Raw genomic sequence first — 19,747 nt, 5'->3', positions numbered from 1 at the left:
GTCTCTCATGAGCCTGGCGCGCCTCGACGCGACCGAACGCTTGGCTGGTGTCGACCTCGCACGTGGTCTCGCCGTCATCGGCATGTTCGCCGTCCACCTGACGACGTTGCCGGCCGTCGAGTGGAGTTCACCGTCGACGTGGGCGGGGGCGGCGACGGGACGGTCGTCGATCCTCTTCGCAATGTTGGCCGGCGTGTCGATCACCCTGGCCGGAGATCCGGACAAGGATCCTGGCACCAGATCGGTCAGCCCGAACAGAATGCTGGCGTCTCGGGCGGCGATCATCTGGGGGATCGGTGTTCTGCTGCTGTTCCTCGGGTTGCCTGTCGAAGTGATCCTCCCCGCGTACGGTGTGCTCTTCTTGATCGGCATCGGACTCCAACGGGTCCGCACGTCGGTTCTCTGGGTCACTTCGGCCGGGCTCGGTGTGGTCGCGCCGTTTGTGCTCACCGCCATCGACGCCGTGCCGTGGCCTGCCGACAGCGGCGACACCTCACTCGCCGGAGGCCGCCTGATCGGTTGGTTCTTCCCATTTGTGCTGTGGGCGGGCTTCCTGGCGGCGGGCATGGCCGCAGGTCGGGTGCTTGCTCGTCGCCGGATCGTCGACGCCGCGCTGCTCGTCGGAGTCGGCGCACTGTTCGCCGTACTGGGCGACGGGGTCGGCAGGATCGCCGCCGACCACGACGTTGCCGAGTTGAGCTCGGCACCACACTCGTCGGGAGTCGGCGAAGCCCTCGGATCAGGTGGATTCGGCCTCGCCGCGATCGGCCTGTGCACGCTTGCGGTGGCCACGCCGTTGCGCACCGTGAGCCTCCCGCTCCGCTCCGTCGGTTCGATGCCGCTCACGGCGTACACAGCGCACCTGCTGATCTGGTGGATCTGGATCGCGATCCGACCGGTGGACGACATCACCGAGTTTCGGGCGCTGCACCCGTTCTGGCCGATAACCGTCGGTGTGATCATCGGATGCACGGCGTGGGCGGCGACCATCGGTCGTGGTCCTCTCGAGACCTTGGTGCTGAAACTGTCGTTGGTTGTTGCGCGCCCGCTCGTGCCGTCGACACCGTCCGCCGAACGCGATTAGTGTCGACAGCGTGAGCAACCTCGACGCAGAACCTGGCGAGATCGACTGTTCCGGCCGTCCGACCACCGGGGTGGAGGTCGTGACACCACGGAAGGTTCCGCTCGGTGGGATCCGCGCCATGATCGTCAACCGAACACTGCCGACTCGCGACCGCTCGATGATCGGAGCCTGGTGTTTCGCCGACCACTACGGTCCGGACCCGGTGTCCGACAGCGGCGGAATGCGCGTCTACCCGCATCCCCACACTGGACTGCAGACAGTCAGTTGGCTATTCGAGGGCGAGATCGAGCACCGCGACAGCGCCGGGGTCCACGCGATGGTCCTGCCCGGCGAGATCAACCTCATGTCGGCGGGCCACGGCATCAGTCACTCGGAGATGTCGACCGATGGGACGACGGTCCTTCACGGTGTCCAGCTCTGGGTGGCGCTGCCCGACGCTGTGCGAGACGATCCACACGGTTTCCAGCACCACGCACCACAGTCGGTGCCCCTCGATGACGACGGGAGCATGCGGGTGTTCATCGGCGACCTCAACGGGACGTCGTCGCCGATCGTCACCGCGACGCCGCTGCTCGGCGCGGAGGTACTGCTTCAACCGCAAGCCGAGGTCGTCCTGCCGGTCCGGTCCGACTTCGAACACGGCGTGCTCCTCGACACTGAGCAGCTTGTGGTCGACGGCGTCGACCTCACCCGCGGTGACCTCGCCTACGTGGGGCCCGGTGTGTCCACGATCCGACTGGCGAACCCGTCGGACGCAGTCGCCCGGGTGATCCTCCTTGGGGGCACCCCATTCGGCGAGGACATCATCATGTGGTGGAACTTCGTCGGGCGCACACACGACGAGATCGTCGGGTACCGCCAAGAATGGGAGAACGGGGCGGAATGGGAGAGCGCCGCAACGCGTTTCGGCACAGTGGACGGGTGGACGCCGGACGACCGGATTCCGGCGCCTCCGCTCCCGACTAGTCGGCTCAAGCCGAGGAAGAGGCCAACGGAATGACTGAAAGCACCGAGCAGATCGCCGTCGTCCGAAACGACGACCAGGGCCGCTACGACATCAGTGTCGACGGTGAACTCGCAGGGTTCACCCAATTCGTGGACCGCGGCGAACAGCGGATCTTCCCGCACACCGAGTTGGACGAGAAGTTCTCCGGTCGCGGCCTGAGCTCGATTCTGGTTCACGATGCCCTCGCGGACACGCGGGCCGCCGGGCTGCGTGTGGTGCCGGTGTGCCCGCTCGTCGCGAAGTACGTCTCCAAGCACGACGAACTCTCCGACATCGTCGACCGCCCGACGCCGGAGATCCTCGAGTTCCTCCGCAGCCGCTGACCGACCCTGGGACGTAGTCGGCTCAACGAGCCGACTCTACGGCCGCGGATGGACGTCGTAGCGGCTCATGATCGAGACGCGGTTGAACGCGTTGATCGTGACTGCCGCCCAGGTGACCGCCGAGATCTGGGCCGCGTCGAGGATGTCGGCTGCGCGGTCGTATGCGCAGTCGGCGTCGTCGATCGACGGCAGTTCGGTCGTCGATTCGGCCAGCTCAAGTGCTGCTCGCTGCTGGTCGGTGTACAACGCAGGAGCCTCGCGCCACGCGGGCAGCACGGCGATCTGTTGTTCGGTGACTCCTGCGGCCACGGCGTCGGCGTGGTGCAGGCTCAGGCAGAATGCACACCCGTTGATCTGTGAGCACCGCAGATTGACGAGTTCGACGACGCTGCGGTCGAGCCCGGCATCGGCTGCGGCCTGCTTGGCCGCTGCAGACACCGCTACGAGCTGCTTGTAGACGGCGGGAGTCTGTTTATCGATGGACACACGCGGAGTCGGCATGACACAACGTATACATGAGCACCGAACCGCAGCAGCTGCACAGCCTCACCCGTAAGACCGATCGGGGCGGTGATCGTGCGCTCCTCGACGAGGTGCTCGACGAGGCTCTGGTGGGCACGCTGTCGACCGTCGTCGAGGGCTGGCCCTGGTCGGTGCCGCTGCTGTTCGCGCGCATCGGTGATGACGTGATCGTCCATGGCTCGACCGGGGCGGGGATGCTTCGACACGTGGCCGCGGGTGCGGCGGTCACGTTCACCGCGTTTGTGGTCGACGGGCTCGTCGTCTCCGACACCCTGTTCGACCATTCGGCGAACTATCGCGCCGTCGTCGTTCGCGGTGTGCTCCAGCCGATCGACGACCCGGGAACTGTGTTGACCGCGCTCAGCGACCGGATCGTCCCCGGGCGCTCGGCGGAGACCACTGCGATCCTGCCGAAAGAACTTGCGGCGACGATAGCTCTACGTCTGCCGATCGAAGACGGGAAGTGGATCGCAAAAGCGCGGACCGGCGGACCGGGTGTCGAGACCGACGACTGGACGGGAGTGATCCCGATGCGGACCGTCTACGACGCGCCGATCACGTACACCGGTCGTGACACGGACGTGCCTGCGTCGGTCAGTCAGTTGGCGCGATAGCGGAACACCTTGGTCCCGACGAAGCACGGGCTCGGGTTGATCATCGCCACGCTGAGGATCCGACGCGACATGTCGTAATCGATGCCCTCGGACTCGTAACTCCCACGACAGACGCTTCGCTTGGGGATGGTGAACTCCGGCTCCACCGTGCCGCGGACCGACGCCGCACCGACTTGCGCCGACAAGTGGACGGAGACCACGCGGTTGACGGGTTCGTCGACGGCGCACACCAGGCGGTCGGCGGTCATGAAGTCGCAGCTCTGCACGTTTGTCAGCGGCGTGTCGAGTCTGATCTCGCTGAGGATCGGCATGGTCGAGCCTGCCGGCCGACCCTTGGGGTTGGCGAACACGATGAATCGCTGCATGGTGAACCACTCGCCGCTCACCAGATACGCGCCGGTCGGGTCGACGGTGACGAACGAGTTGTTCGCCAATTCACCGGGCTCGAGCGGGTGGTAGTACCTCGTCATCACTCCACGCGGACTGGTGACCGTGTAGAGCTTGCGGCTCGCACTGAGATTCTCGTAGTCGTCGTAGGTGTACCCGGAGTGGATGTCCTGGTCGCCGATGTGCTGCCAGCCGGCCTGCCACAGATCGGGACGTATCGACAGGGTGCCCCGCGGATGCAGCAGCCCGATCCGGTCCGTGGCGAGCCCTTCGTTGTACAGAAGCGTGAAGTGGTCGCTCACCGACTTGCTGCGCCAGGTGTCCGCGTGGGCGGGAGCAGACGACAACGCCGCCGCTGCCAGACCTCCGACGATGAGAGCGATGAAGAGTCTGTACAAGCGACGGCGTCTGTTCACGCCTAGGAGGCTAGTCGGTCGAGGTGGCGTCCGACGGCTTCTCGACGGCAGTCGTCCCGGACTGGCCGAGATCGGCGAGCATCGACGCGACGTCGATGCCCGTTGTGCTGCGGATGACTTCCAGAGTGCTTGCGACACCTGCGCCTGCACTGCGGGTCAGTGGGCTCACCGAATCGCCGATCAGCGTGATGTTCGAGTCGGCGAGCGGCTCGGCTGCGGCGCGGACGATGTCGGGCAGCTTGTTCATGACGAGCTCCAGCTGACCGACCTTGTCGAGCTTGCCGAGTGCATCCGCGCGCTTCTCCAGGGCTTCCGCTTCGGCCTCACCGGTGATGCGGATGCCTGCGGCCTTCGCCTCGGCTTCTGCGGTGATCTCCGCCCTGCGGGCCTCCGCTCGCTGCTGGGCCGCGTACAGCTCGGCCTCGGCGGGACGTCGGACCTCGGCGTCGAGCTGAGTGTCGCGCAGACGCGCGGCCTGCTCGGCCACCTCGTTGTCCTTCTCCACCTGGATGCGACGACGTTCCGCCTCGACCAGCGGGCGCACGGAGTCGGCCTCGGCCGCTGCACGATCCGTCGCCTGACGGGCCGCTTCACGCTGGATGTCCAGCTCGCGCTGCTGCTCGATGATCGCCTGCTCGTTGGCGATGCGGCTCTGCTCAGCCACACGATGCGCCTCCGCGCGCGACTGTGCGGCGATGGCCGACTGGTCAGACCGCTCCTTGGCCGCGAGGTCGCTGAAGTACTGACCGTCCGAGTCCTGGACGTCGTTGATCGAGAAGCTGTCGAGCACCAGACCCTGGTTGCCCAGGATCTCCTTGATCGACTGTGCGACCTGGTCGACGAGCTGTTGACGGTCGACGAGAATGCTCTTGGCCGTCATCGTGCCGACGATCGAGCGGAGTTCACCCGACAGCTGCTCGGTGACGAGCGCGTTGACTCGGTTCAAGTCGTCGCCGAAGCGGGGGCCCGCCTTGAGGATGTCCTCGGGTGTGTCGCCGACCTTCACAACGGCCACACCGCGGACCTTCAGTTCGATGCCGTCGTTGGCCGGTGTCGACGTGTCGAGATCGGCCTTGATCGAGGACAGTTGCACTCGGGTCGCTCGCTGTACGACGGGCAGCACAAAAGTGCCGGTGCCTCGGTACACCTTGCCCTGATGCCCTTTTCCGGTGCCGGTGACGATGAACGCCTCCTCGGCGCCTGGCACACGGTACCGGGACAGAAGGAGCAGAACGACGAGTACGAGCAGTACCACTACGGCTGCGACAGCCCAGATGACAGTGGTCATGGGTGTATCAATTCCCTTCCGGATGAACGTCGCCGAAGGTTATCGGCGACACAGTGAAGATCTCTCGACCGTCGGCCTTCTCGAGGACGACGGCCTGGGCGTTGTGGGGGAGCGGGTCGTCGGATCGGACGGTGATCTGCCTCGACCCGAGTGGAGTCGACACCTCGGCGGTGCCGAGACGGCCGTCCGACACGGGTTCGACGATCCGGACCGTCGAACCGATCAAGTCGAACGAGGGGAGTTCCTCCTCCGAGCCGACGAGGTAACCGAGGATCACGATCGCGACGACGCTGAGCGCTACTCCGGTACCGATTCCGGCTGCGAGTGCCACGGGAGTCGAGGTGTCACTGAACGTCATCAGGCCGCCTGCGAGGAGCCCGAATCCGGTGAGGAACGGTGTTGCGACCGACAGGAGTCCTGCTCCGGAATCGCCGACATGCACGTCGAACTGGGCGAACTCGAAGCCGATCAGCGAGAGCAACGTGAGCACCAAGCCGACGAGACCTATTGCGAGTAAGACGATTCCGAGCACGGCACCCCAATCCGTTACGTGTTTCGCGTGACTTCATTCTCGCACATCGGACGTTCGACGCCGTCCGCCCGAACGACCCGTTGACATCATCGACCGTGCCATTGACAAGTGGCACGGTTGGTGGTGTCATCGAGAAATGGTTGAACTCACCGTGCCCGCCCCTCGGGTGCCCGCAACAGCGGCGGCACGTACCCGACTGAACGCACTGATCACTCGAGTCGGCGTCGGCTCTGTGACCGGATTCATCGGGACGAGCGCAGCGGGTGTCGCTGTGTCGCGCGGGCTGATCGCCGCTCTGATGGGCGCCGCCGGTCGGATGCCGCGGGACGCATCCGTGGTCCAGGTCCGTGACGGCAGTGTGGTGGGCGAGTGGGTGTACGGGCCCGGCGTCGATCGTCGCAGCGAATCCGCAGTCCTCTACCTCCACGGCAGCGCGTACATGATGTGCTCACCGAGCACGCACCGCAGTTTCGTCGCCAGGCTCTCTGCCGTCCTGGGCCTGCCCTGTTTCGTGCCCGACTACCGACTCGCACCCGAGCACCGGTTCCCGGCCGCTGCGGACGATGTCGACACTGCGTGGCAGTGGATGCTCGACCGCGGATACAAACCGGAGAACCTGATCATCGCGGGCGATTCCGCGGGCGGGCATCTGACCGGGGCGTTTGTGCTCAATCGTGCGGCCGACGGTGAGCCGGGACCCGCTGCCGCCGTCCTCTTGTCACCGGTCGTCGACCTGACGTTCGGGTTATCCGCGCAGCAGGAACGTCGTCGCCGCGACCCGATGATCACCGCCGCCGCGGCCCGTCGCTTGGTCGACCTGTACACAACGGGCGCCGATCTGGCTGACCGCAGGCTCGAACTCGACTACCGCGCCGCGGCAGACGCTCCGCCGATGCTCGTGCAGGCGGGCGGCGCCGAGATGCTCTCCGCCGATTCCCGGCATTTCGTGGCTCAGGTCAACGCGCGCGGAGGCAAGGCCGAACTAGAGGTGTGGCCAGGTCAGATGCACGTCTTCCAGGCACTTCCGCGTCTGACGCCCGACGCTGACGCCGCTCTGCTCCGAATCCGTGACTTCGTCGCGACCGCACTGCGCGCGTCTATCGCCACACATACAGCCACCACCACCACGGAAGGAGTCGCCTGATGTTCGGCATCGACTCAGTGCTGTCCACATTCGTCCGCAACAGGCGCAGTCACAACGCGAAAGCGGTCGTGACCGGCGCGGGCAGCGGAATCGGCCGCGCGTTTGCACTCGAACTCGCCAAGCGCGGTGGCCACGTCGTGTGCGCCGACATCAACGGCTCACGCGCCGACGACACGGTCCGTGAAATCACCCGTATCGGAGGTCGCGCCGTCGCCGCGGTCTGCGACGTCTCGATCCGCGACGACGTGGCGAAACTCGCCGACCTCGCCGTCCGCGAGTTCGACGGGCCGCCGACGCTCGTCATCAACAATGCCGGTGTCGGCATCGGCGGCAAGGCCGTCGGCGCGATCGGCATGGACGACTGGAACTGGGCTCTCGGCATCAACCTGTGGGGCGTCATCCACGGGTGTGAGACGTTCGCGCCGATGCTCCGAACCACCGGCCACGGCGGAATCATCAACGTCGCGTCGGCTGCCGGATTCGCCGCGGCACCGGCCATGGGCCCGTACAACGTCGGCAAGGCCGGTGTCATGTCCCTGTCGGAGACCCTGTCGGCTGAGATGAGCGGCAGCGGTGTGAATGTGACGGTCCTGTGCCCCACGTTCGTCAAGACCAACGTCGCCCGCGACGGCCGGATCACCGACGCCGGACAAGGCCTCGCCGGACGCCTCATGGAACTCACCGGCATGTCGCCGGCCAGCGTCGCAGCATCGACCCTCGATGCGAACGACCTTGGACGGCTCTACGTCGTCCCCCAATTCGACGCCAACGTCATCTGGCACCTGAAACGTCATATTCCCAGCGTCTACACCTGGGGAGCGGGACTTCTGGGACGGGTCGCGCCCCTGGAGACCGACGCCGCCGAACCCGCCGACCGCCGCTGACGCGGCCGGTCACAGGCTCTCACTCTCGTCACGACTTAAGGACACACATCATGGCCATGGACCTCGATCGCATGCTTGCGATGATCAAGAACCGTCAGTGGGCGCTCGCCGACATCGACTGGGACGCGCCGGGCGCGGAACTCATCGAACCGGAGCTCCACGCCAAGCTCAAGCCGTTCCTCTCGGACCTCATGTGGATCGAGAACGTCGGCGCCCGCGGATTCGCGGCGATGGCCAAGAAGGCCCCGACCCCGACTCTGAAGTCGATCTACGAGCACTTCCACGCCGAGGAGCAGAAGCATGCGAACGCCGAACTCGCCCTCATGCGTCGGTGGGGAATGCTCGAGAACGATGAGATCCCGTCGCCGAACGTCAACGTGCAACTGATCATCAACTGGCTCGACAAGTACTCCGACGGGATGTCGCTGTCGTTCCTCGGCACCGTGATCCCGATGCTCGAGGTCGCGCTCGACGGAGCGCTCATCAAGTTCATCACCGACGAGGTGAAGGACCCGGTGGCCCAGGAGGTGTTCCGTCACATCAACTCGGACGAGTCGCGTCACCTCGCCGTCGACTACGAGGTCATGGAGATCCTCGGCCACGCCGATCTCCGCAAGCGCACCGCCGACTTCGTCGGCGGCTGGGTGAAGCCGTCGCTGATGGTCGGCTTCCTCAGCTACATGCCTCTGCTGAACAAGATGCGCGACAACATCGTGGCGATGGGCGTCGACGAGGAGAAGCTCTACGGCGCCATGCGGAAGTACCGCGCCGTCGGCGAGAGGTCCGAGTACGTGCGCCGTCTCCCGATGTTCCAGGTGGTCGCGATGCACGGCAGCTGGGTGATCGACCGGAAGAACGTCCCGTACCACCTGGTCGCCGATTCGCTGGTCAAGGTGACGTCGTACATCCCGTTCGACCTCGTCCACCGCACACCGTCGTGGTCGCAGGAACTCACCTACGAGCCGGCTGCCTGAGGACCACAGACACATGACAATCGCAGTTGCAGTCATCGGCGCCGGGTTCGCGGGCATCGGCGCCACCATCCGCCTCAAGCAGAAGGGCATCGACGACGTCGTCGTCTTCGAACGAGGCGAGCGAGTCGGGGGCACCTGGCGGGACAACACCTACCCGGGCGCCGCATGCGACATCCCGTCGCGCCTGTACTCCTACAGCTTCGCGCAGAATCCCGACTGGTCGCACACCTATTCGGGCAGTGCGGAGATCCTCGACTACATCGATTCGATGGTCGCCGACTTCGACGTCGCGCGGCACATCAAGTTCGGCCACGAGGTGACCGGTCTCGAATACAACGAGAAGACCGGGGAGTGGACTATCCGGTTCGCCGGGCGTCGTCGTGCGGTCCGCGCACGCTCGGTGATCATGGCGGCCGGCCCGCTCGCGAATCCGTCCCTGCCCGACATCAAGGGTCTGGAGGACTACGAGGGGCACGTCGTGCACAGCGCACGATGGGATCACGACTACGACTTCGCGGGCAAGAAGGTCGCTGTGGTCGGGACCGGCGCCAGCGCCGTCCAGATCGTGCCTCACCTGGTCGAGCAGGCCGGCTCGGTCAAGGTCTTCCAGCGCACCGCCGGGTGGGTCCTTCCACGCATCGACGTGGAGACCGGAGAGTTCGCCAAGTCCGTCTATCGGCACGTTCCCGGTGCCCAGTCCTTGGCGCGTTCGGCCTGGTACTGGGGCCACGAGTCGATGGCACTCGGCCTCGTCTGGGACAGTCCGATCACCCGCGTCGTTGAAGCGATCAGCCGACTCAACCTGCGCCTGACAGTCAAGGATCCGTGGCTGCGGCGTCAGCTGACGCCCGACTTCTCGGCAGGCTGCAAACGACTGTTGATGACAAGCGACTACTACCCGGCCCTGCAGAAGGACAACTGCAAGCTCGTGACCTGGCCGATCGCCCGGATCGCGCCCAAGGGCATCCGCACGGTCGAGGGGATAGAGCATCAGTTCGACTGCATCGTCTTCGCAACGGGGTTCGAGGTCGGCAAGCAGGGCACACCGTTCCCCGTCACGGGCATCGGAGGGCGAGTCCTCGCCGACGAGTGGTCGGGCGGTGCGTACGCGTACCGCAGCGTCGCCGTGTCGGGCTACCCCAACCTGTACGTGACGTTCGGACCGAATTCCGGCCCGGGCCACAACTCGGCGCTGGTCTACATGGAGGCGCAGATCGACTACTTGACCGAGTCCATCGGGCTGGTCGAGGCGAATGGGTGGAAGGCCCTCGATGTTCGCGCGGACGTGCAGGCGGAGTACAACGAGGACATCCAACGTCGGCTCCAGTCGACGACGTGGAACTCAGGCTGCCAGAGCTGGTATCTCACCGACGACGGTTTCAACGCGACGATGTTCCCCGGCTTCGCGACCCAGTACGCGAATCAACTCCGTGAAGTCGACCTGCAGGACTACCGAATCCTGGTGCACACCGACGCGGCGGCTGTCGCGACTCCGGTGATGTCCGGGTAGGTTCGTGCGATGACCGAGTACCGGATCGACGACCTCGCGCGGGCATCCGGCACCACCACGCGCAACATTCGCGGCTACCAGGAGCGTGGGCTTCTGCCCGCGCCCCTGCGCCGGGGGCGTGTTGCGATCTACACCGAGCGTCACCTGGCGAACCTGCGGGCGATCAACCGGCTGTTGAGCAACGGCTTCACGCTCAAGCACATCGGTACGTTTCTCACCAACCCTCGTGCGATGGTCGCCGAGGCCCTCGATCTGCCGGATCTGCTGGATCTCCGGTGGGCGCAACGGCGGCCCGACGAGATCACGCATGACGAGTTGGAACGCGTGCTCGGCCCGGTCGACGCCGAGACTCTCGACGCACTCGTCGACGCGCGGATCGTCACACGCGTCGGCGGGTCGTCGCGGGTGCGTGCCGTCGACGACCACATCCTGAAGAACCTCGGTCGACTCGTCGAGCGCGGGATGGAACTGCGCACCCTGATCGGAGTTCACCGCGAGTTCACCGATCGTCTCGCCGACGCCGTTCGAGTGCTGATGTCGGGCGCGCGCGACGAGATCGTTCGGAGAGAAGGCGTCGGCTGGCTTCCGTCCACGCCGGACGAGGTCGAGTGGGTGACGGACCTCCTCGCCACCATGCGATCCTCGGCGACGACCAACGCCTACGCCGCCCTCGACCGCGCTCTCGATGACGCGCGCGAACAGGAGATCAAGGAGTATCTCGCGACTGTCGAAGCGCGAGACTAGATCGCGCAGTCACCGCATCGCTTCGGCACGGCCCGCCGCGTGGTGCGGCCTCACATGAGCGCGAGCATGACGCCGACTCCGATGAAGAGCAGGCCGAAGGCGATGTTCAGGCGTCGACGAGCGCGGGGCGTCGACGTGATGCGCGCAAACGCGCGTCCGAGGAGCGCGAAGAACAACCACATCACAATCATGTCGACAGCGACGATCGTCAATCCGATGAGTCCGTACTGGGCGAACAGATCGCCGTCGGCGACGACGAACCCGGGGATGAAGGCGAGCAGGAAAACGATCGCCTTCGGGTTGAGCAGGTTCACCCAGAGACCGCGGACGAACATCGAGAGGCCGCTCTCATCGGCGGGACTCTCGACGCCCTCGTCGTCTGCGGACGGATCGGCGAGGATCTGCCGAACACCCAGATAGACGAGGTACCCGGCACCGCAGTAGCGGATGACGTCGAACGCGGTCGGCGATCCGGCGATCACCAGGCCGAGGCCGGCGGCGACGATCACCAACTGAACGAGCAGCGCGGCCTGCTGGCCGAGAATGCCCCAGATCGAGCGTCGGAAGCCCACATTGAGCGCGTTGGTCATCGTGTTGACCGCCCCTGCGCCGGGTGTGAAGCTGATCAGCAGGCACGCACCGAGGAGTGCCCACCAGGTGGACGCCGTCACAGGGTCGCGAAGCGTTGCAGCACCTGGAACGCCACCGCGACGACGAGCGCGTTGTAGAAGAAGCTCCACGTGCTGTGCACTACGACGGCGGACCGCATCCGCCGTGTGCGGACCTCAACGTCGGACGTCGCGAAGGTGGTGCCGATCGTGAACGCGAAGTAGACGAACTCCGGATAGCCCGGCTCCCGCGCAGGGACGTCGTCGTGATCGGGATCGCGATCCTCGGGGAACGACAGCGCGGGAGCCGCTGACGCGCTGTAGCGGCTCATGTAGATGTGCATGAACGCCACGTGCAGAAGAAGCCAGGACAGGACGATGCCGGCCACACCCAACAGGGCGGCCGATCCGGCGCTGTCCGCATACTTCTCCGCGTACGACTGCCCCAGAAGCGCGACGACGGCGGCGTTGACTCCGGCCAGGCTCGTCGCCAACGGAACGATCCACGACAGCCGGCTGAGGAACCCGGTGCGCGGATCGGAGGTCCCGCGTCGGACCCGGCGGCGGATCACCACACCGGTGCAGAGGAGGTACAACGCTGCCGCGATCTCCCACGCCAGCAGCGCGTAGAAGTTCTCGGCGACCAGGCTGACCAAGGCGAGCACCACCACGATGAGGTCGGCGGCGGTGGCGACGCCCGCAGCGACGTCGTCCCGATCGATCACCGAACGCCGTCGACGGTGACGAAGTCGTCCCAATTGGTCGACAGGTAGTCCAGGAACGACGGTCCGACCGATTCGGCGACGAAATGCGACGCAGGCTTCGGATGGGTGGCGGCGAAGTCGGGGTCGTCGACCACGCGCCTCGGGAAGTCATGATGAAGGATGCCCGCCGTGCCGGCGAGCAGGAAGTCGGCGCCTCGCTCGAGGCACTCGCGAACCTGCGCGGCGGTCAGGATCTTGCCGGCAACACCGAGGCGGACGTCGCCGCGCGGAAGTTCGGTGAAGACATCGAGCAGCGGTCGGCTGCCGGGCTCGTCACCGTGGGGCACCTTGAACGTGTCCCACATCGACATGTCGAGGTAGTCGATGGCGCCGTCGGCCAGCACCTGTGCGGCGAGTTCGCGGGCCTCGTCGAGCACGATCCCGTACCGCTCGGGGGAGAGTCGCAGGCCGAGCTGGAAATCGGGTCCGGTCGCGGCTCGAATGGCGGCGATGGTCTCGTGGACCACGCGAAACCGGTTGTCAGCGCTGCCGCCGTACCGGTCGGTGCGAGTGTTGCTTCGCCCGTCGAGGAACTGCGCGATCAGGTACCCGTGTGCACCATGGATCTCAACACCGTCGAAACCGGCCTGTTCGGCGCGGCGCGCAGCTGTCGCGAAGTCGTCGACGACCCGCTCCACGCCGTCGGTGGTCAACGCCGAGGCACCGTACTTCTCATCGTCCCAAGGCGCGACGAGATCGTCCGACAGTGCACGATCGCCTCGGCGTCCCCCATGCTGCAACTGGAGTGATGAGACCGCACCTGCGGCGCGTAGGCCGTCCGCCAGCCTGGTCAGGCCTGCGAGATGTCCATCCTCGGATGCGCCCAACTGTCCTGGGAACGAGTGGCCCTGCGTGTTGATGAAAGCCGCACACGTCATCACCAGGCCGAACCCGCCTTCGGCACGCCGGGTGAGCCATGTGTATTCGTCGTCGCTCAGCACGCCGTCGGGGCCGCTCTGCAGGTTCGTCAACGGAGCGAGTGCGACTCGGTTTCTCCATACAGGGCCACGCGTGAACGTGAGCGGTTCGGACGGCGCTGACATCGGGCTCCTTCGACGACGGGTCTCCACACGAGAATATCGACCCCCTCTCCACCCGGACGACATCGGCCAGGTGTCGGTTCCGCGAGTGCCGGGCGGCTCGACCACAACGGCATAGCTAGAATGAATCCCGAAGCGGGAGACGGACAACCACTCCGCCGAGCGCCCCGAATCGCCGGGTCACACCGGCCGATCGAAAGAAAACCGTCCCACCAGACGACCCGAACTGCTGTATACAGCAAGCAGTCCAGGTCAGTGGCCGATCGCTGTGTGTGCTGCCTCGCAATTCCCGGGACCGCGCGCACTAGGTCACGTTCGGCGGGACAATGTCAGCGATAGCAACGAGTTCCACAAGAACGACGACGATCAGAAGAGGCTGCAACCATGACCTCCCAGAAGCAGACGATCATCTATACGCTCACCGACGAGGCCCCGCGTCTCGCCACCGCAGCGTTCCTGCCGATCATCCGCACCTTCGCCGAGCCCGCCGGGATCGACGTCCAGACGAGTGACATCTCGGTGGCCGCCCGCATTCTCGCGGCGTTTCCCGAGCGGCTGACCGAGGATCAGCGAGTCCCGGACAACCTCGCCGAGCTGGGTCGACTGACCCAGGACCCGGAAACGAACATCATCAAGCTCCCCAACATCAGCGCGTCGGTCCCGCAGCTGAACGCCGCGATCGCGGAGCTCCGCGAGCACGGCTACGACCTGCCCGACTACCCGCACGATCCGAAGACGCCCGAAGAGACTGAGATCCGCGACCGCTACTCCGCATGCCTCGGCAGTGCTGTGAACCCGGTCCTGCGTGAGGGAAACTCCGATCGTCGTGCGCCGAAGGCAGTGAAGGAGTACGCGCGCAAGAACCCGCACAGCATGGGCAAGTGGTCCATGGCGTCGCAGTCGCACGTCGCGCACATGCACCACGGCGACTTCTACGCCGGCGAGAAGTCGATGATCATGGATCACGCGTGTGAGGCTCGCATGGAGGTTGTGACCCCCGACGGCGAGACACACCTGATGAAGACGGTTCCGCTCGACAAGGGCGACGTCATCGACAGCATGTTCATGAGCAAGAAGGCGCTTCTGGAGTTCTATGAAGAGCAGCTCAACGACGCCAAGGAGACCGGCGTCATGTTCTCGCTCCACGTCAAGGCGACGATGATGAAGGTGTCGCACCCGATCGTCTTCGGCCACTGCGTCAAGGTGTTCTACAAGGACGCCTTCGCCAAGCACGGCGACCTGTTCGACGAGCTGGGCGTCAATGTCAACAACGGCATGGTCGATCTGTACGACAAGATCGAGAGCCTCCCGGCGTCGAAGCGTGAAGAGATCGTCGAGGATCTGCACCGCTGCCACGAGCATCGTCCCGAGCTGGCCATGGTCGACTCCGCACGCGGCATCTCGAACTTCCACTCGCCCAGCGACGTCATCGTCGACGCGTCGATGCCCGCGATGATTCGCATCGGCGGCAAGATGTACGGCGCCGACGGTCGCAAGAAGGACACGAAGGCGGTGATGCCCGAGTCGACATTCGCCCGGATCTACCAGGAGATCATCAACTTCTGCAAGACCAACGGCGCGTTCGATCCCACCACCATGGGCACCGTGCCGAACGTGGGCCTGATGGCGCAGAAGGCCGAGGAGTACGGCTCACACGACAAGACCTTCGAGATTCCGGAGGGCGGAGTCGCCAACATCGTCGACGCGTCGACCGGTGAGGTCCTGCTGTCGCAGAACGTCGAGCAGGGTGACATCTGGCGCATGTGCATCGTCAAGGATGCGCCGATTCAGGACTGGGTGAAGCTCGCCGTCGACCGTTCACGCGCATCGGGCATGCCGGCCGTGTTCTGGCTCGACCCGTACCGCCCGCACGAGAACAACCTGATCACTCTGGTCAAGAAGTACCTGGCCGATCACGACACCGAGGGTCTGGACATCCAGATCATGTCGCAGGTCCGCGCCATGCGCTACACGCTCGAGCGTGCGATGCGCGGCCTCGACACCATCTCGGTGACCGGCAACATCCTCCGCGACTACCTCACGGATCTGTTCCCGATCCTCGAACTCGGCACAAGCGCCAAGATGCTGTCGATCGTCCCGCTGATGGCGGGCGGCGGCCTCTACGAGACCGGTGCGGGCGGCTCGGCGCCGAAGCACGTGAAGCAGCTCGTCGAGGAGAATCACCTTCGCTGGGATTCGCTCGGCGAATTCCTCGCGCTCGCCGCGAGCCTCGACGACCTCGGTCGCAAGAACGACAATCCGAAGGCAGCGATCCTCGGCACCACCCTTGACGCCGCGACCAGCAAGCTGCTCGACAACCGGAAGTCGCCGTCGCGCACCACCGGTGAGCTCGACAACCGCGGCAGCCAGTTCTACCTCGCGCTGTACTGGGCTCAGGAACTGGCCGCTCAGACCGAGGACGCCGAGTTGGCGGCCAAGTTCGCCGGTCTGGCAGAGGCTCTCGCTGCTCAGGAGTCGACGATTGTCGCCGAGCTCGGTGAAGTGCAGGGCCACGCCGTTGAACTCGGCGGCTACTACCAGGCCGATCTCGACAAGCTGGACGCTGCGATGCGTCCGAGCGCAACGCTGAACGCCGCCCTCGCTGCGGCGCAGGGCTGACCGACGTCGAAGCCGACAAGAGCGGGCCCACCCTTCACGGGTGGGCCCGCTCTTGTGCTCTCGGGGCCGGGTGGGCTAAACGATCTCGTCGATGTGGAGTGGTGTGCGTTTCGGGATCGCGATGGCGGTCACGAAGGCGACCAGGCAGACGCTGATGCAGATCGCGGTGGTGGTGGTGTACGCGGCCACCGTGGGGACGTGGTGGCCGGCGACCGCGACCGTCGACGCTGTGAGGACCATGCCGACGACCGCGGTGGCGGCCGCTGTGCCGACCGAGCGCATGAGGGCGTTGACGCCGTTCGCTTCACCGGTCTGGCTCACCGGTACCACCTGCATGATGAGCGCAGGCATCGCCGAGTATGCGATGCCGAGGCCCGCGCCGACGAGGCCGCTCGAGCCGATGATCCACCACCAGGCGATGGCCCACGGTCCGAGGAGCATCACGAGAAACACGATGTAGCCTGCACCGATCACGAGCCCGCCCGTCGCCAGCGACACTCGTGCGCCTCGGAGGCGGGTGAGCCACGCGCTCACGTACGAGAACCCGAACATCACCAGTCCGGTAGGCATCAGGATGAGACTCGCCTGCACCATGCTCATACCCAGTCCAGCCGGCGCGTCTTCGGGTGCCATGAGGATCTGGATCGGAGCCATCTGCATCGCGTAGAACGCAAAACCCGTCGCCACGGAGGCGATGTTCGTCAGCAGGATCGGTCGACTGGTGAGCGTGTCGAGGTCGATCAGGGGATTGGCGGTTCGTCGTTCGTATCGCCACCAGAGCACGACGGCGATCGCGAATGCCACGAATCCGGCAACGGTGATCGGGCTCGACCAGCCCCACGCCGCTCCCTTCGAGACGGGGAGCAGGATGAAGGTCAGCACGGCGGCGAGGCCGAGTGCGCCGACGGCGTCGAACCGGCCGCCCGCGATGGACGGACTCTCCGGAACATAGGCGAGGATCGCGAACCCGCAAGCCAAGGCTGTTGCAGCACTGATCCAGAAGAGGGCGTGCCAACTGATGTGCTGGGCGATGATCGCCGAGAAGGGCAGGCCGAGGGCGCCTCCCACCCCCAGTGATGCGCTCATCGTGCCGACCGACGAGCCGAGACGCGCGGGAGGAACGATGTCACGCATGATGCTGATGCCGACCGCGATGGTGCCGATCCCGATGCCTTGCAGGCCGCGGCCGATCAAGAACGGGATGAGACTGGTCGACACCGCGCAGACGACGGAGCCGAGGGTCACAGCGAGCATGTTGCCGATGAGGACTCGTCGCTTGCCGAACATGTCTCCGAGACGTCCCGCGATCGGGGTTCCGACGGCCCCGACCAGCAGGGTGATCGTCAGCGCCCACGACGAGTTGTTGTCCGAGGTGTGGATCAGCGTGGGGAGGCTCGGAATCAGGGGGACGATGATCGTCTGCATCAGTGCGACGACGATGCCGGCGGCGCACAGGACGACAACGGCGAGCCGCGGATGTGGCTGCGTCATAGAAGACCGTCGATCCATCGGTAGATGTCGTCCCACGCAGCGGCCGCCATCGCAGTGGGAGCTCCGGTGAAGGCATGCGGAGCGTCGGGATAGACGTTCAGGGTCACGTCCGCCCGGGCGGCTGTCAGGCGTGCCGCAAGCACCAAACTGTGCTCGAGGACGACATCGTCGGCACCGACGGTCAGCAGAGCGGGTGGGAGTCCGCGAAGATCGGCGAAAACGGGGGAGATGTCGGGGTGTGTCCGATCGTCGACGTGTCCGACGTACGCCTCGATGAAGTACTCGTCGGCGATCGAGCGGCCCATCGGCGTCTGGCCGCTGATGTCGTAACTGCCGAAGGCGAGGACGGCGCCGAGAATCTCGCCGGACAGATCGTGATCCCGGAGGCGCAGCAGTGTGGTGAGAGCAAGTGTCGCTCCGGCCGACGCGCCGCCGATGACCAAGCGGCCCGTTCCGAACTCGAGTGCGGCATGGTCGATGAGCCACCGTGCGATCGTCTCGCAGTCGTCGCCTGCGGCGGGCCACGGGTGTTCCGGCGCGAGTCGGTAGTCGGGCGCGACGACGGTGACGTTGAGCGATTCGGCGAGATCTCGGTGACGAGGGTCGCTGCGCACGGCCGAGCCGAGGTAGAAGCCGCCTCCGTGCAGTGCGAGATACACGCCGCGGCTCGGTGCTGATGAGGGCTCGAGGATTCGCACGGGGACGCCGTTGACGGTCGACGTGCGGGCCGCCGGGTCGGCTACGGACGGGCGTGCGGCGATCTGTGCGCGCACGGCGCGGAGTTCGTCGTAGTCGGCCGGACCGCGGACACCGTCGATGTCCGCGTGGTGGGTGCGCGATTCGGCGGCGAACGCGTCCAACCGCGGGTCGACCAGATCGGTCAGCCGCAGCCGCATCAGAGACCGTGCCGGTCGAGGAACTCTTCGATGGACGCCGCGAACACCTGATTGTCGTCACCGGCCACCATGTGGCCCGCCGCGGCGACGTCGGACACGTCGGCGTGGGGGATGAGCTGTTTCATCGACGCGATGCCCGCGTCGCTCACCACGTCGGACTTGCCGCCTCGCACGATCAGCGTCGGGACGTCGACCCGGGTGGCGGCCGCCCGGAGCCTGGTGGGGTCGGTGACGGTGCGGGCCTCATCGCCGTCGCCGAGAATGAACGCTGGATCCCAATGCCAATACCAGCGTCCGTCGTCTCGTTGCCGGACGTTCTTGCGGAGTCCATCGAGGTTACGTGTCCGGGCCCGGCCGGGCGTGTACGCGGCGATCGCGTCGGCGACGTCGTCGAGCGTGTCGAATCCATTGATGTGATCGCTCATGAACGCTTTGATGCGGTCGATGCCGGCGGGCTCCACGTCGACGACGACGTCGACCATGACAAGAGCAGACGCCGCTCCAGGCTGTTCACCGGTGACGCACAGGCTGGTGATGCCGCCGAGAGACGCCCCGATCAACACGGGCGGCGCGTCGAGGGTTTGCAGCACCCCGCTGAGATCAGTCACGAATCCGTCGATGCCGTATCCGTCGCGCGCCCACGAGCTGTCACCGTGTCCGCGCAGATCGAACGTGTAGACGTCGCGTCCGCGGGCGGCGAGCGCTTCAGCACTTCGATCCCACGAGTGGCGTGTCTGGCCGCCACCGTGCAACAGGACGATCGGCGAGCCCGTTGTCGCCGCGGTGCGACGGTGGTCTCCGACGAGCAGCATTCCGTCGACGTCGACGGTGATGGTCTCGATCTTGGTAACGGTCACGTGAGGCTCCTTACAGGCGACTATACGAACGTATAGGAGAAGGT

The 19,747-nt window shown here is 65.8% G+C and carries 20 protein-coding genes; 10 read left to right on the top strand and 10 right to left on the bottom strand.

Going from position 1 to position 19,747, the window contains the following annotated elements; genetic code table 11:
* Positions 1–7 precede the first annotated feature (7 nt).
* The 3 genes from JVX90_RS08820 to JVX90_RS08810 are packed head-to-tail and all read left to right on the top strand — an operon-like array spanning position 8 to position 2,413.
* On the top strand, positions 8–1,084 hold the full coding sequence (locus JVX90_RS08820) for a heparan-alpha-glucosaminide N-acetyltransferase domain-containing protein (protein WP_205331971.1): 1,077 nt from the start codon (positions 8–10) through the stop codon (positions 1,082–1,084).
* A 10-nt stretch (positions 1,085–1,094) separates the two neighbouring features.
* A complete protein-coding gene (locus JVX90_RS08815; protein ID WP_205331970.1) occupies positions 1,095–2,084 on the top strand; it encodes a pirin family protein in 990 nt (329 codons plus the stop codon).
* Positions 2,081–2,413, top strand: coding sequence for a GNAT family N-acetyltransferase (locus JVX90_RS08810; protein ID WP_205331969.1), 333 nt, complete (start codon positions 2,081–2,083; stop codon positions 2,411–2,413). Before JVX90_RS08815 ends, JVX90_RS08810 begins: the two co-directional genes overlap by 4 nt.
* A 36-nt stretch (positions 2,414–2,449) precedes the next feature.
* On the opposite strand, the gene JVX90_RS08805 is transcribed toward JVX90_RS08810, so the two are convergent.
* Positions 2,450–2,914, bottom strand: a complete 465-nt coding sequence (locus JVX90_RS08805) for a carboxymuconolactone decarboxylase family protein (protein ID WP_205331968.1) — start codon at positions 2,912–2,914, stop codon at positions 2,450–2,452.
* A 14-nt stretch (positions 2,915–2,928) separates the two neighbouring features.
* Between JVX90_RS08805 and JVX90_RS08800 the strand changes: the two genes are divergently transcribed.
* On the top strand, positions 2,929–3,549 hold the full coding sequence (locus tag JVX90_RS08800) for a pyridoxamine 5'-phosphate oxidase family protein (RefSeq protein WP_205331967.1): 621 nt from the start codon (positions 2,929–2,931) through the stop codon (positions 3,547–3,549).
* On the opposite strand, the gene JVX90_RS08795 is transcribed toward JVX90_RS08800, so the two are convergent.
* Genes JVX90_RS08795 through JVX90_RS08785 form a run of 3 tightly spaced genes read right to left on the bottom strand, consistent with a single transcriptional unit; the run spans position 3,534 to position 6,130 of the window.
* Positions 3,534–4,352 (bottom strand): hypothetical protein, encoded by an 819-nt coding sequence (locus tag JVX90_RS08795; protein ID WP_205331966.1) that lies wholly within the window; start codon positions 4,350–4,352, stop codon positions 3,534–3,536. The genes JVX90_RS08800 and JVX90_RS08795 overlap by 16 nt on opposite strands.
* Positions 4,353–4,362: 10 nt before the next feature.
* On the bottom strand, positions 4,363–5,640 hold the full coding sequence (locus JVX90_RS08790; protein WP_205331965.1) for a flotillin family protein: 1,278 nt from the start codon (positions 5,638–5,640) through the stop codon (positions 4,363–4,365).
* A 7-nt stretch (positions 5,641–5,647) separates the two neighbouring features.
* Entirely contained in the window at positions 5,648–6,130 is a 483-nt protein-coding gene (locus JVX90_RS08785; protein ID WP_240194110.1) for a hypothetical protein, read from the bottom strand.
* Between the two features lie 178 nt (positions 6,131–6,308).
* Here JVX90_RS08785 and JVX90_RS08780 point away from each other — a divergent pair, with 178 nt between their 5' ends.
* From JVX90_RS08780 to JVX90_RS08760, 5 genes are read left to right on the top strand one after another with little or no spacing between them, the layout of a single operon-like run.
* Positions 6,309–7,316: an alpha/beta hydrolase gene (locus JVX90_RS08780; protein WP_205331963.1), complete on the top strand. Its 1,008-nt coding sequence runs from the start codon at positions 6,309–6,311 to the stop codon at positions 7,314–7,316.
* Positions 7,316–8,200, top strand: a complete 885-nt coding sequence (locus JVX90_RS08775) for an SDR family NAD(P)-dependent oxidoreductase (RefSeq protein ID WP_205331962.1) — start codon at positions 7,316–7,318, stop codon at positions 8,198–8,200. Before JVX90_RS08780 ends, JVX90_RS08775 begins: the two co-directional genes overlap by 1 nt.
* A gap of 50 nt (positions 8,201–8,250) precedes the next feature.
* Positions 8,251–9,174 (top strand): hypothetical protein, encoded by a 924-nt coding sequence (locus JVX90_RS08770; RefSeq protein WP_008376476.1) that lies wholly within the window; start codon positions 8,251–8,253, stop codon positions 9,172–9,174.
* A 13-nt stretch (positions 9,175–9,187) separates the two neighbouring features.
* The gene (locus JVX90_RS08765) at positions 9,188–10,684 is read left to right on the top strand and encodes an NAD(P)/FAD-dependent oxidoreductase (protein WP_205331961.1); all 1,497 of its coding nucleotides are present in this window, start codon (positions 9,188–9,190) and stop codon (positions 10,682–10,684) included.
* A 9-nt stretch (positions 10,685–10,693) separates the two neighbouring features.
* Complete coding sequence (locus JVX90_RS08760) at positions 10,694–11,428, top strand: MerR family transcriptional regulator (RefSeq protein ID WP_205331960.1); 735 nt, start codon at positions 10,694–10,696, stop codon at positions 11,426–11,428.
* Between the two features lie 50 nt (positions 11,429–11,478).
* Here the strand turns inward: JVX90_RS08760 and JVX90_RS08755 are convergent, their stop codons facing one another.
* Genes JVX90_RS08755 through JVX90_RS08745 form a run of 3 tightly spaced genes read right to left on the bottom strand, consistent with a single transcriptional unit; the run spans position 11,479 to position 13,843 of the window.
* The gene (locus tag JVX90_RS08755; RefSeq protein ID WP_205331959.1) at positions 11,479–12,099 is read right to left on the bottom strand and encodes a LysE family transporter; all 621 of its coding nucleotides are present in this window, start codon (positions 12,097–12,099) and stop codon (positions 11,479–11,481) included.
* Positions 12,096–12,761, bottom strand: coding sequence for a DUF1345 domain-containing protein (locus JVX90_RS08750; RefSeq protein WP_205331958.1), 666 nt, complete (start codon positions 12,759–12,761; stop codon positions 12,096–12,098). The genes JVX90_RS08755 and JVX90_RS08750 overlap by 4 nt, the downstream gene beginning before the upstream one ends.
* Positions 12,758–13,843: an NADH:flavin oxidoreductase gene (locus tag JVX90_RS08745; protein ID WP_205331957.1), complete on the bottom strand. Its 1,086-nt coding sequence runs from the start codon at positions 13,841–13,843 to the stop codon at positions 12,758–12,760. The genes JVX90_RS08750 and JVX90_RS08745 overlap by 4 nt, the downstream gene beginning before the upstream one ends.
* Positions 13,844–14,224: 381 nt before the next feature.
* Between JVX90_RS08745 and JVX90_RS08740 the strand changes: the two genes are divergently transcribed.
* Positions 14,225–16,459, top strand: coding sequence for an NADP-dependent isocitrate dehydrogenase (locus JVX90_RS08740; protein WP_205331956.1), 2,235 nt, complete (start codon positions 14,225–14,227; stop codon positions 16,457–16,459).
* 75 nt (positions 16,460–16,534) lie between these two features.
* Here JVX90_RS08740 and JVX90_RS08735 read toward each other — a convergent pair whose 3' ends face one another.
* Genes JVX90_RS08735 through JVX90_RS08725 form a run of 3 tightly spaced genes read right to left on the bottom strand, consistent with a single transcriptional unit; the run spans position 16,535 to position 19,703 of the window.
* Positions 16,535–17,950, bottom strand: a complete 1,416-nt coding sequence (locus JVX90_RS08735) for an MFS transporter (protein WP_205331955.1) — start codon at positions 17,948–17,950, stop codon at positions 16,535–16,537.
* Positions 17,947–18,846 (bottom strand): alpha/beta hydrolase, encoded by a 900-nt coding sequence (locus JVX90_RS08730; RefSeq protein ID WP_205331954.1) that lies wholly within the window; start codon positions 18,844–18,846, stop codon positions 17,947–17,949. The genes JVX90_RS08735 and JVX90_RS08730 overlap by 4 nt, the downstream gene beginning before the upstream one ends.
* On the bottom strand, positions 18,846–19,703 hold the full coding sequence (locus JVX90_RS08725) for an alpha/beta hydrolase (RefSeq protein ID WP_240194109.1): 858 nt from the start codon (positions 19,701–19,703) through the stop codon (positions 18,846–18,848). The genes JVX90_RS08730 and JVX90_RS08725 overlap by 1 nt, the downstream gene beginning before the upstream one ends.
* Between the last annotated feature and the right edge of the window lie 44 nt (positions 19,704–19,747).

It is taken from the genome of Gordonia sp. PDNC005 (genome assembly GCF_016919385.1).
Taxonomy (GTDB): Bacteria; Actinomycetota; Actinomycetes; order Mycobacteriales; family Mycobacteriaceae; genus Gordonia.
Note: the sequence above shows the minus strand (reverse complement) of the source record. Positions and strands in the feature narration are given on the sequence as shown.

What these genes read in the sequence shown, in the direction of transcription:
- JVX90_RS08730 (WP_205331954.1), bottom strand. Translation starts at nt 18,846, where the DNA reads ATGCGGCTGCGGCTGACCGATCTGGTCGACCCGCGGTTGGACGCGTTC.
- JVX90_RS08745 (WP_205331957.1), bottom strand. Translation starts at nt 13,843, where the DNA reads ATGTCAGCGCCGTCCGAACCGCTCACGTTCACGCGTGGCCCTGTATGG.
- JVX90_RS08740 (WP_205331956.1), top strand. Translation starts at nt 14,225, where the DNA reads ATGACCTCCCAGAAGCAGACGATCATCTATACGCTCACCGACGAGGCC.
- JVX90_RS08775 (WP_205331962.1), top strand. Translation starts at nt 7,316, where the DNA reads ATGTTCGGCATCGACTCAGTGCTGTCCACATTCGTCCGCAACAGGCGC.
- JVX90_RS08770 (WP_008376476.1), top strand. Translation starts at nt 8,251, where the DNA reads ATGGCCATGGACCTCGATCGCATGCTTGCGATGATCAAGAACCGTCAG.
- JVX90_RS08735 (WP_205331955.1), bottom strand. Translation starts at nt 17,950, where the DNA reads ATGACGCAGCCACATCCGCGGCTCGCCGTTGTCGTCCTGTGCGCCGCC.
- JVX90_RS08800 (WP_205331967.1), top strand. Translation starts at nt 2,929, where the DNA reads ATGAGCACCGAACCGCAGCAGCTGCACAGCCTCACCCGTAAGACCGAT.
- JVX90_RS08765 (WP_205331961.1), top strand. Translation starts at nt 9,188, where the DNA reads ATGACAATCGCAGTTGCAGTCATCGGCGCCGGGTTCGCGGGCATCGGC.
- JVX90_RS08790 (WP_205331965.1), bottom strand. Translation starts at nt 5,640, where the DNA reads ATGACCACTGTCATCTGGGCTGTCGCAGCCGTAGTGGTACTGCTCGTA.
- JVX90_RS08780 (WP_205331963.1), top strand. Translation starts at nt 6,309, where the DNA reads ATGGTTGAACTCACCGTGCCCGCCCCTCGGGTGCCCGCAACAGCGGCG.
- JVX90_RS08760 (WP_205331960.1), top strand. Translation starts at nt 10,694, where the DNA reads ATGACCGAGTACCGGATCGACGACCTCGCGCGGGCATCCGGCACCACC.
- JVX90_RS08820 (WP_205331971.1), top strand. Translation starts at nt 8, where the DNA reads ATGAGCCTGGCGCGCCTCGACGCGACCGAACGCTTGGCTGGTGTCGAC.
- JVX90_RS08810 (WP_205331969.1), top strand. Translation starts at nt 2,081, where the DNA reads ATGACTGAAAGCACCGAGCAGATCGCCGTCGTCCGAAACGACGACCAG.
- JVX90_RS08805 (WP_205331968.1), bottom strand. Translation starts at nt 2,914, where the DNA reads ATGCCGACTCCGCGTGTGTCCATCGATAAACAGACTCCCGCCGTCTAC.